The sequence below is a fragment of the Streptomyces pseudoechinosporeus genome (assembly GCF_054783935.1).
Window position 1 is genome coordinate 78126 of sequence record NZ_BAAGPS010000021.1, and the last position, 10434, is coordinate 88559.

Annotated in this window: 10 protein-coding genes; 5 read left to right on the forward strand and 5 right to left on the reverse strand. The window is 70.5% G+C overall.

Annotation, left to right across the window (positions count from 1 at the left end; genetic code table 11):
• Positions 1 to 3: 3 nt before the first annotated feature.
• The 4 genes from ACYVO6_RS23065 to ACYVO6_RS23080 all read right to left on the reverse strand — a co-directional run bounded on the left by ACYVO6_RS23065 (position 4) and on the right by ACYVO6_RS23080 (position 4857).
• Positions 4 to 1224, reverse strand: a complete 1221-nt coding sequence (locus ACYVO6_RS23065; protein WP_461064022.1) for an MFS transporter — start codon at positions 1222 to 1224, stop codon at positions 4 to 6.
• An 82-nt stretch (positions 1225 to 1306) separates the two neighbouring features.
• The gene (locus ACYVO6_RS23070) at positions 1307 to 2344 is read right to left on the reverse strand and encodes an endonuclease/exonuclease/phosphatase family protein (RefSeq protein ID WP_461064024.1); all 1038 of its coding nucleotides are present in this window, start codon (positions 2342 to 2344) and stop codon (positions 1307 to 1309) included.
• 257 nt (positions 2345 to 2601) lie between these two features.
• On the reverse strand, positions 2602 to 3237 hold the full coding sequence (locus tag ACYVO6_RS23075; RefSeq protein ID WP_461064026.1) for a TetR/AcrR family transcriptional regulator: 636 nt from the start codon (positions 3235 to 3237) through the stop codon (positions 2602 to 2604).
• Positions 3238 to 3264: 27 nt separating this feature from the next.
• Positions 3265 to 4857, reverse strand: coding sequence for an MFS transporter (locus tag ACYVO6_RS23080; protein WP_461064028.1), 1593 nt, complete (start codon positions 4855 to 4857; stop codon positions 3265 to 3267).
• A 199-nt stretch (positions 4858 to 5056) separates the two neighbouring features.
• Here ACYVO6_RS23080 and panB point away from each other — a divergent pair, with 199 nt between their 5' ends.
• From panB to ACYVO6_RS23100, 4 genes are all read left to right on the forward strand, one after another.
• Positions 5057 to 5920, forward strand: coding sequence for a 3-methyl-2-oxobutanoate hydroxymethyltransferase (gene panB, locus ACYVO6_RS23085; RefSeq protein WP_461064030.1), 864 nt, complete (start codon positions 5057 to 5059; stop codon positions 5918 to 5920).
• Positions 5921 to 6505: 585 nt separating this feature from the next.
• On the forward strand, positions 6506 to 7579 hold the full coding sequence (locus ACYVO6_RS23090) for a sialidase family protein (protein ID WP_461064032.1): 1074 nt from the start codon (positions 6506 to 6508) through the stop codon (positions 7577 to 7579).
• A 37-nt stretch (positions 7580 to 7616) separates the two neighbouring features.
• The gene (gene npdG, locus ACYVO6_RS23095; protein WP_461064034.1) at positions 7617 to 8333 is read left to right on the forward strand and encodes an NADPH-dependent F420 reductase; all 717 of its coding nucleotides are present in this window, start codon (positions 7617 to 7619) and stop codon (positions 8331 to 8333) included.
• Between the two features lie 76 nt (positions 8334 to 8409).
• Complete coding sequence (locus ACYVO6_RS23100; RefSeq protein ID WP_461064036.1) at positions 8410 to 8592, forward strand: hypothetical protein; 183 nt, start codon at positions 8410 to 8412, stop codon at positions 8590 to 8592.
• Here ACYVO6_RS23100 and ACYVO6_RS23105 read toward each other — a convergent pair.
• Entirely contained in the window at positions 8582 to 9382 is an 801-nt protein-coding gene (locus ACYVO6_RS23105; RefSeq protein WP_461064038.1) for a site-2 protease family protein, read from the reverse strand. The two genes, ACYVO6_RS23100 and ACYVO6_RS23105, sit on opposite strands and share 11 nt — an antisense overlap.
• A 163-nt stretch (positions 9383 to 9545) precedes the next feature.
• On the opposite strand from ACYVO6_RS23105, the gene ACYVO6_RS23110 reads away from it, so the two are divergent.
• A partial coding sequence (locus ACYVO6_RS23110; RefSeq protein WP_461064040.1) for an AfsR/SARP family transcriptional regulator occupies positions 9546 to 10434 on the forward strand: 889 nt, incomplete at its 3' end.

Consider the following 10434-nt stretch of genomic DNA (forward strand, 5'->3'; position numbering starts at 1 on the left):
AAGTCAGCGGCGAGCCGCTTCCTGTCGCTGCGGCACATGCGCGGCGACCAGGCGGCTGACGTGCGTCGGCGGCACCGCCCGGCGCCGGTCCACCGCATACGCGAACGCCGCGACCCCCAGGCCCAGCACCGCCAGCGCCGCGCCCGCGAGCGCCGGGGAGGTCGCCCCGAAGCCCGCCGCCAGGGCGAGGCCGCCGATCCAGGCGCCGCCGGCGTTGGCGAGGTTGAAGGCGGCCTGGTTGGCGGAGGAAGCCAGGGATGGGGCCGATGAGGCCTTCTCCATGACCATCAGCAGGAGGGGGGAGCCGGTGAGGAATGCCGCCGTGCCGAGGAGTACGACTGCCAGGGCCGCGCTCCATGCCGTGCCCATCAGGACCGGGAAGAGGGCCAGGACCGCCGCCAGCGAGACCAGACCGCCGAACAGCGTGCCCCGCATCGAGCGGTCGGCCAGGCGGCCACCGAGCAGGTTGCCCGCGGTCGCGCCTACGCCGAACAGCGCGAGCAGCAGCGTCACGCTGGAGTCGGCGTACCCGGCGGAGTCCGTCAACATCGGCGTGATGTAGCTGTACGCGGAGAACAGCGCGCCGAAGCCCGCGACCGTCGTACCGAGGGCCAGCCAGACGGGCAGGGAGCGGAGTGCGGCCAGTTCGCCGCGCAGGCCCGCGGCGGGGGCATGCGTGTGGTCGTGGGGCAGCAGCAGCGCCAGGGAGACGATGGCTGCTATGCCGATCGCGCCGACGCCCAGGAACGTCGACCGCCAGCCGAGGTGCTGGCCCATCAGGGTCGCGACGGGCACGCCCACGATGTTCGCGACAGTCAGGCCGAGGAACATCAGCGAGACCGCGCGGGCCTTGCGCTCGGACGCGACCATGCCGGTGGCGACGACGGCGCCCACGCCGAAGAACGCGCCGTGCGGCAGGCCGCTCAGGAAGCGGGCCGCGAGCAGCCAATGATGGTCGGGGGCGAGCGCGGAGAGCGCGTTGCCTGCGACGAAGAGCACCATCAGACCGATCAGCACCTTGCGGCGGGACATGCGGGCGGTCACCGCGGCAAGGAGCGGGGCGCCGATGACGACGCCGATCGCGTACGCCGAGACCAGGTGCCCGGCAGTGGGGATGGAGATGTTCAGGTCGTCCGCGACGTCGGGCAGCAGGCCCATCATCACGAACTCGGTGGTGCCGATGCCGAAGGCGCCCACGGCGAGGGCGAGCAGGGCCAGGGGCATTGAAGGGCCTTTCAGAGCGGAGTTCCGTACATCGTATGTTCAAGTACGGAACAAACCCTCTCAGGCTCAGTATTCCAAGGAGTTACGAGCCGGTGTCCGCAAGCTTCACGCGGGCGGCGATCGGGAGATGGTCGCTGCCCGTCTCCGGCAGCGTCCAGGAGGTGACCGGCTCGACGCCCTTCACCAGGATCTGGTCGATCCGCGCCATCGGGAACGACGCCGGCCAGCTGAAGCCGAAGCCGCTGCCCGCGGCGCCCTGTGTGGAGCGCATCTGCGAGGTGACGCCGTTGAGCGAACGGTCGTTCATCGTGCCGTTCAGATCGCCGAGCAGGGCGGACATCGGCAGCTTCTCGGCGGAGATGGCATCACCCAGCGCGTCGGCGCTCTTGTCGCGCTGCCGCGCGGTGAACCCGGCCTCGATCTTCACCCGCACGGAGGGCAGGTGCGCCACGTACACCGCGAGCTGCCCGCCCGGCGCGGTGACGGTCGCCCGCATGGCGCGCGTCCAGCCCAGCTTGATGTCGACGGCCTTGACGTCACTCAGCGGGTACTTGCTCCACAGGCCGACGGTGCCCTGCACGGAGTGGTACTTGTACGTCGCGGCCAGCGCCTTCTCGTACACCGGGACCGCGGTCTCCGTCAGCTCCTCCAGGGCCACCACGTCGGCCCCGGAGGCGGCCACGGCGCGGGCGGTGCCGGACGGGTTCGCGTTGTCCGCGTTGACGTTGTGCTGGGCGACGGTGAGGTCGCCGCCGCTGCCGGTCTTGTCGAAGACCAGTCCGCCGAAGAGGTTGAGCCAGACGATCGCGGGCAGCAGCACGGCGATCAGCGCGGTCGCGGACCGCCTCAGCAGCGCGAGGCCGAGCAGCACCGGGATGAAGACGCCCAGCCAGGGCAGGAACGTCTCGTTGAGAGAGCCGAAGTTGCCGACCGCGTTCGGGATCTGCGCGTGCAGCACCATCAGGAGGGCGAGGAGGACCGCGCAGACGGCGAGGATGATGCCGCGACGCCAGATACGGCGGTCGTTGCGAAGGGTGTCGAGCAGGCGCTGAAGCCGGGGCTCTCTGCGGTCGGGCTCCTGGCCGCCGCTGCCCGTCTCCGTCTTGTACGCCTGCGCCATACTCTCGACCTCACAACATGCCGTTCACCCATCCCCCGCACCCAAGAACCCTAGGGGATGATCGCGTTCACTCCGGCCGCCCCGACGGACGGCAGTACGGGCACGACGACGCCCCTGCCTGCGTACCCAGTTCCGATCGTCCACCCCGCGGGAGCGGTCTGTGACGAAACCCTCACATTCACTCAGGGGCCAGCCGGGCTTAAGCGACTTGGCGCCTTGACGGCCTGGCGCCTGACGACCCGGCTCTTCTACGACTTCTACGACTTCGCGGGGCGCAGCCCCTCCAGGACGGTGTCGACGATCTCCTCGGCGAGGCCGTCGGGAAGTTCGGCGTCGGGGCGCATGACGGTGCGTACGAGCATGGGACCGCTGAACAGGTCACCGATCAGCTCGACATCGAGGTCGGAGCGGATCTCGCCGTTCTCCTGCCCGCGGCGCAGCACCTCGTAGGTGAGCCGGCGCCGTGGCTCGATCACGTTCGCGTGGTACGCCTTCCACAGCTTGGGGCTGCTCTTCATCTGGGCGAAGACGTTGTGCACGAGCGCCGATGAACGGTTGGCCAGCCCGCGCCTGCGTATCGCCTCGAGGAGGGCGATCAGGTCGTCGCGCATCGAGGTGCCGGGCAGCTCAGGGTCGGCCTGCTCGGCGGTGCGCAGGACGTCGCAGAACAGCTCCTCGCGGCCGCTCCAGCGGCGGTAGATGGTGGCCTTGCCCACCCCGGCGGTGCGGGCGACGCGCTCTATGGAGATCTCCGAGAGCGGGACGCCGTCCTCCAGGAGCCCGATGACGCCCTCGATGATGGAACGCTCCACGCTCTCACTGCGCGGGCGCCCTCTCACGGCCCCACCACGTCCGGCCCCCTGCTCCGCGAGGTCCACGCCAACTCCCTTCATCCGCCGCCCGGTTCGGGCCCGATTCTCTCAGTGTTCGGCAGCCACCAGTTCGGTTTCCTCGCCCTCGGGCTCCTTCGGGGCCGGGTCCCGGCCCGGCAGGAACAGCGCCACGACCAGGGCTCCGACGAGGGCGACACCGGCTCCGCCCAGGGCGGTGAGATGCATGGCGTGCAGGAAGGCGTCGTGCGCCGGGGTGACCAGGGCCTCGCCCTGGGGCCCGAGCTTCGCGGCGGCGCCGAGCGTGGCCTCGATGGACTCGCCCGCGTGGTGCCGCAGGCCGGCGGGCAGCAGGGTGAGCTTGTCCTCGATGCCCGAGCGGTACGCCGCGGAGAGGACCGAGCCGAGTACGGCGAGGCCCAGGGCGCCGCCGACCTGGCGGAAGGTGTTGCTGAGCGCGGAGGCGGAACCGGCCTTCTCGCGGGGCACGGCCTGCATGATCACGACGCTGGTGGGCGTCATGACGTGGGCCATCCCGGTGCCCATCAGGAAGAAGATGACCTCCAGGATCCAGATCGGCGTATCGGCGTCCAGGATGGTGAACGCGGCCAGCATCACGGCGATGAGCGACATGCCGCCGGTGGTCGTGATCCGGTAGCCGAAGCGGTCGACGGCCAGCCGGGCCCGCGATGCGAAGAAGAACTGCGTCACGGCCAGCGGCAGCATCAACAGGCCTGTCTGGAAAGGCGAGTAGCCGCGCACGGTCTGTGTGTAGAAGACCGCGAAGAACGTCACGCCCATCAGCGCGAAGAAGACCAGCCCTATGGCGCCGATGGCCGCCGAGAAGACCCGGTTCTTGAAGTACGTGACGTCGATGGACGGGTGGTCGATGCGCTTCTCGTACCAGACGAGTCCGACGAGTACGGCGAGTCCGGCGCCCATGGTCGCCAGCACCTCGGCGTCGGTGAAGTCGGCGAGCTGGCCGCCCTTGATGATGCCGTACACGAGCAGGACGAGCCCGACGACGGACAGCAGCACACCCACCGGATCGATCCGCCCGGGCTTCGGATCACGGGAATCGGGAACGAGGACCGCCATGAGCCCGATCGCGAGGATCACGATCGGCACGTTGATGAGGAACACGGACCCCCACCAGAAATGATCGAGAAGCACCCCTCCGGTGATGGGTCCGATGGCGATGGCGAGTCCGACGCCGCCCGCCCAGATGCCGATGGCCTTCGGCTGCTCGTCCCGCTCGAAGACGTTCATGAGGACGGCGAGGGTGGCGGGCATCACGAAGGCGGCACCGAGCCCCATCAGGGCACGGAAGCCGATGAGCTGCTCGGGTGACCCGGAGAAGGCGGCGAGCGCCGAGGCGCCACCGAAGACAGCGAGCCCGCTGAGCAGCACCTTCTTGCGGCCGAGCCGGTCGCCGAGCAGACCGGCCGTGAACAGCAGTCCCGCGAAGACGAGCGTGTACGCGTTGATGGCCCATTCGAGCTCGCTCTGGGTGGCTCCCAGGCCGGTCGGGGCGGGTGTCGAGATGGTTTTGATCGCGACGTTCAGGATCGAGTTGTCGAGCACGACGATCAGCAGGCTCAGCATCAGCACGCCGAGGATCGCCCAGCGACGCCGATGCACCGCTTCCGGTACACGGGAGTCAGGAACGGCGGGAGTAGTCATGCCTCAAAGGCTAGCGAATAACGATACGAGACGGTCTCGTATCTGAATTCATTTACCGAGAACTTACGCCAGAGGAGTTGCGGCGATCACAACGGGAGGCGGTGGGAGCCCCTAGCCGTTCCATGGCACGAGGTGCCACCATGGAGGGGATCCGGGGACGCCGTCAGGGCGCCTCGAGATGACAGAAGGAGCCGTTGCGATGACGCAGCTCTCGGCTGCCCAGAGGACCCCCGACAGCAGCAAGGCGCTGTACGGCGGGAAGGGCACCCGTCGCATCACTGTCCGCGACCTCAATGCCGCCAAGGAGCGCGGCGAGAAGTGGCCCATGCTCACCGCGTACGACGCGATGACCGCGTCCGTCTTCGACGAGGCCGGCATCCCGGTCATGCTCGTCGGCGACTCGGCGGGCAACTGCCACCTCGGGTACGAGACGACCGTGCCCGTCACGCTCGACGAGATGACCATGCTCTCCGCCGCGGTCGTACGGGGCACTTCGCGCGCCCTGATCGTCGGCGACCTGCCCTTCGGCTCGTACCAGGAGGGCCCCGTCCAGGCCCTGCGCTCAGCCACGCGCCTGGTGAAGGAGGCGGGGGTCGGCGCCGTCAAGCTGGAGGGCGGCGAACGCTCGCACCGCCAGATCGAGTTGCTGGTCGAGTCCGGCATCCCGGTCATGGCCCACGTCGGCCTGACCCCCCAGTCCGTGAACACCATGGGCTACCGCGTCCAGGGCCGCGGCGAGGAGGCCGCCCAGCAGCTCCTCCGCGACGCCAAGGCCGTCCAGGACGCCGGCGCCTTCGCGGTCGTCCTCGAACTCGTACCGGCCGAGCTGGCCGCCGAGGTCACGCGTGTCCTGCACATCCCGACGATCGGCATCGGGGCCGGGCCGGACACCGACGCGCAGGTCCTCGTCTGGACGGACATGCTGGGCCTGACGAGCGGCAAGATGCCGCGCTTCGTCAAGCAGTACGCGGACCTTCGGTCGGTTATGACGCAGGCCGCGCAGGCGTTCGCCGAGGACGTGGTCGGCGGGACGTTCCCCACGGAGGAGCACTCCGTCCACTGAGCCACTGCGGTACCAAGGCGGCCCGCCGATCTTCCCCCGTCGGCGGGCCGCCGGTTGCCTCCGGCGGTTGGGCGGGTGGGTTCGTTTTCGGGTGCGGGTTGGTGGGTGGTTGCTCGCGCCGTTCCCCGCGCCCCTTGGGGTCCGGTGGGTGGGTCGGGGCCGTGGGCCGGTGCGTCAGCCCGTCGCAGGCGGGGCGTACGGCCCTTTGCTGGTACACGGCGCGGGTGGCCTGAGACCGAACCTAAGCGACGGGCATACGACGCACCGGCCCACGTCCCCTCCCGCCGGTGGGAGAGGGCGGGCACATCGTGGCTGGTGAGCATGATGGCCGGCGGCTCCGGGAGCGCCCCTTCAGGGGCGCGGGGAACTGCGCGACCAGCCACGACGCACCCGCAGCCGCGACACGACTGTCACCCCCACCCCCCTGGCGGGGGCCTGGGGGCGCAGCCCCCCGTTTCGGGAAGGGGCGGGCCTGGGGAAAAGAACCCCTCCCACCCCCAACCGCCCACTCGTAACGTCGCGTTCACCCCGAATTGGCCCGCCGCGGGCAAGGGAGCCCAACCATCCCCACCCGTGGAGGCCCCGATGGCAGAAGCGTCCGTACCCTTCCGCGCAGGTCAGCACGGCTACGCAAGCTTCCGTATCCCGGCCGTCGTCACCACGACGGCCGGGACCCTGCTCGCCCTGTGCGAGGGTCGCGTCGGCTCCCACGACGATTTCGGCAACATCGACATCGTGCTGAAGCGGTCCACGGACGGCGGACGGACCTGGGGCCCCCTGGAGGTCGCCGCCAAGCACGGCGACAACCTGGCCGGCAACCCGGCACCGGTCGTCCTGGACACCGGCCGCCTCCTCCTCGTCCACGTACGCAACGCGGCCCTCGCCACCGAGGACGCCATCCGACGGGGCAAGGTGAGCGCCGCCGACGGCCGTCGGGTCTGGGTCCAGCACAGCGACGACGACGGGGTCACCTGGTCGACGCCACGCGACATCACCGCTCAGACGAAGCAGGCGAGTTGGCGGTGGTACGCCACCACACCGGGCCACGCCGTCCAGCTCGCCGGCGGCCGAGTCGTCGTGCCCGCCAACCACTCCCTCCCACCGACCGGTCGGGACAACGGCACCGAGGGAAAGTACAACGGCGGCCACTGCCTGCTCAGCGACGACCGCGGCGAGACCTGGCGCATCGGCTACCTCGACGACAACACCGACGGCTACATCAACGTGAACGAGACGACCGCCGCCGAACTCCCCGACGGCCGCGTCTACTTCAACACCCGTAACGACGCGACAGCGCCCGGCACCCGCGCCGACGCCTACTCCACGGACGGCGGCCAGACCCTCGTGAAGCCCTTCCGGCCGCAGGCGGGACTGGTCGCGCCCGTCTGCGAGGGCAGCGTTCTCCAGCTCCGTGACCCCGACGTGCTGCTCTTCTCCGGCCCCGCCGCCCCCGGCTACCGCGCCCTCCTGACGATCCGCGCCAGCACCGACGCCGGCGTCACCTGGCGGCCCGTGCACACGGTGGACGGACTGCCCGCCGCGTACTCCGATCTCGTACGCCTCGACGCGTCGACCGTCGGACTCCTCTACGAGACGGGCGACTTCAGCGCGTACGAGACGATCACCTTCCGCAGAGTGCCCGTGACGGACCTCACCTGAGCGCCGGGGCGGGTCGGCGCGGACGTAAAGTCGGGCCATGACCTCTACCGACAACAGTGCACAGCAAGCCGCCAAGGCCCCGGTCAAGGACCCCTGGGACCTGCCCGATGTGTCGGGGCTCGTCGTGGGCGTGCTCGGCGGCACCGGGCCGCAGGGCAAGGGCCTCGCCTACCGGCTGGCCCGGGCCGGCCAGAAGGTGATCATCGGCTCGCGGGCCGCGGAGCGGGCGCAGTCCGCCGCGGACGAACTCGGGCACGGCGTCGAGGGCGCCGACAACGCCGAGTGCGCGCGGCGCAGCGACATCGTGATCGTCGCGGTGCCGTGGGAGGGGCACGGCAAGACGCTGGAGTCGCTCAGGGAGGAGCTGAGCGGGAAGCTCGTCGTCGACTGCGTCAACCCGCTCGGTTTCGACAAGAAGGGCGCGTACGCGCTGAAGCCGGAGGAGGGCAGCGCCGCCGAGCAGGCCGCCGCACTGCTCCCCGACTCGCGCGTCACCGCCGCCTTCCACCATCTGTCCGCCGTACTGCTCCAGGACCCGGAGGTCGAGGAGATCGACACCGATGTGATGGTGCTCGGCGAGGTACGGGCGGACGTCGAGATCGTGCAGGCGCTGGCCGGCCGTATCCCCGGCATGCGCGGCATCTTCTCCGGGCGGCTGCGCAACGCGCACCAGGTCGAGTCGCTGGTCGCGAACCTGATCTCGGTGAACCGCCGCTACAAGGCCCATGCGGGCCTGCGCGTCACCGACGTATGAGCGCGTGGGGGACACTGGGTGGTTGAAGAGCAGTGTCCCCCCGGCCGAAGCCGTGTCCCCGACAGGAGCCCGCCCCATGCCCCGCCTGGCCCTCTACGCCCTCGTCGTCTGCGTCCTCTCCGTCGCCGCGGCCGTCGTCTCCTTCGCCAAGGGCTACTGGCTGGGCATCGTGTGGGTATTGCTCGCGGGCCTGTCGTCCAACATGACCTGGTACTACCTGCGGCGCGGCAAGGCGCGGAACGGCTCCGTCACGAACTGACGGTGCAGAACTGGTCGGTGTCCGTCCAGAAGCGGTAGAGGTTCTGACCGCAGTACGTACGGATCTCATCGATGCCCAGGCCGCGCAGGAGCGCGTCGATCACGTCGAAGAACACACCGTTCACCGCCGGGATCCACAGGATGGCGATCACGAGCAGCAGCCCGAAGGGCGCGAGCGGCTCGACCTGGCGGCGGATCTTGTACGACAGCCAGGGCTCGATCATGCCGTAGCCGTCCAGGCCCGGCACCGGCAGGAAGTTCAGCAGCGCGGCCGTGACCTGGAGCAACGCCAGGAACGCGAGGGCGAACTGGAACTCCGCCGGTACGCCGTCCAGCGCGTCCAGCCAGAACGGGGCCGTGCAGACGACCGCGAACAGCACGTTCGTCAGCGGGCCCGCCGCCGAGATCAGGCTGTGCTTCCAGCGGCCCTGGATGCGGCTCCGCTCGATCCAGACCGCGCCACCCGGCAGACCGATACCGCCCATCATCACGAAGAGGACAGGCAGGACGATGCTCAGCAGGGCGTGCGTGTACTTCAGCGGATTGAGGGTCAAGTAGCCCTTTGCGCCTATCGAGATGTCGCCGCTGTGCAGAGCCGTACGCGCGTGTGCGTACTCGTGCAGACAGAGCGAGACGATCCACGCGGCCGTCACGAACAGGAAGACGGCGATGCCGGGCTGTTCCGCGAAACCGGTCCAGGTGGCCCAGCCCGTGACCGCCATGACGGCCACGATCCCGAGAAAGACCGGGCTGATCCGCCGGTCGCTGTGGCGGTTGGTGGCGGTGGTCATGGGGTCGGGCTCCCTGGGTTTCGTACAAACGGGCGTGCCCGACCGTACCGGGCGCAAGTGGAAAACGTCTCGCGATCGGCTGTGAGTTCCGTACAGGGTGGGGGCATGCCTTAGCTCGCCGCGCCGCGCAACCCTGTGACCTCGCCCGAACCCACCAGAGACAATGGACCCCGTGCGCTATCGCATCCTCGGCACCACCCAGGCACTTCGCCCCGACGGCAGCCCTGTTCCTGTCGGCGGGGCGCGGTTGCGTGCTCTGCTGACCGTGCTCGCGTTGCGGGGTGGCCGTACCGTGCCCGCGGGGCTGCTGGTCGACGAGGTGTGGGACGGGGATCCGCCCGCCGATGCCACGGGGGCGTTGCAGGCCCTGGTCGGGCGGTTGCGGCGGGTGCTCGGGGCGGCTGCGGTCGTGTCGGAGGAGGGCGGGTACCGGCTCGCCGCCTCGGCCGACGACATCGATCTGCACCGGTTCGAGCGGCTCGTCGGCGAGGGCACGCGCGCGCTCGCCGACCGCGACCCCGCCAAGGCGGCCGTCGCCCTCGACGACGCCCTCGGCCTGTGGCGCGGCCCCGCCCTCGCTGACCTCCCCGACCGCACCGCCGAGTCGGCCCGCTGGGAGGCCCGACGGCTCGACGCCCTCCGCGCCCGCCACACCGCCGCCCTCGCTCTCGGCCACGCCGCGCAGTCCCTGCCCGAGCTGACCGCCCTGTGCGACACCCACCCCCTGGACGAACCCCTCCAGGCCCTGCGCCTGCGCGCCCTGCGCGACGCGGGGCGCACGGCTCAGGCGCTGGCCGCCTACGAGGACGTACGACAGCTCCTGGCGGAGCAGCTCGGGACGGATCCGGGGCCGGAACTGCGGGCGCTGCACGCGGAGTTGCTCCAGCCGGGAGAGTGGGCTGAGGAAGCGTCCGGGAGCGGAGGCGCCGACCGTCCGTCGCCCGGACCCGGTGCCGTTCCCACCGTCCCGGCGAGCCCCGGCGGCGCGGGCGCCGTCGCCCCCGGGACCGGCGGACTCGCGGCGACGGGCGCCGAGGGCCCCGCCGCCCCCG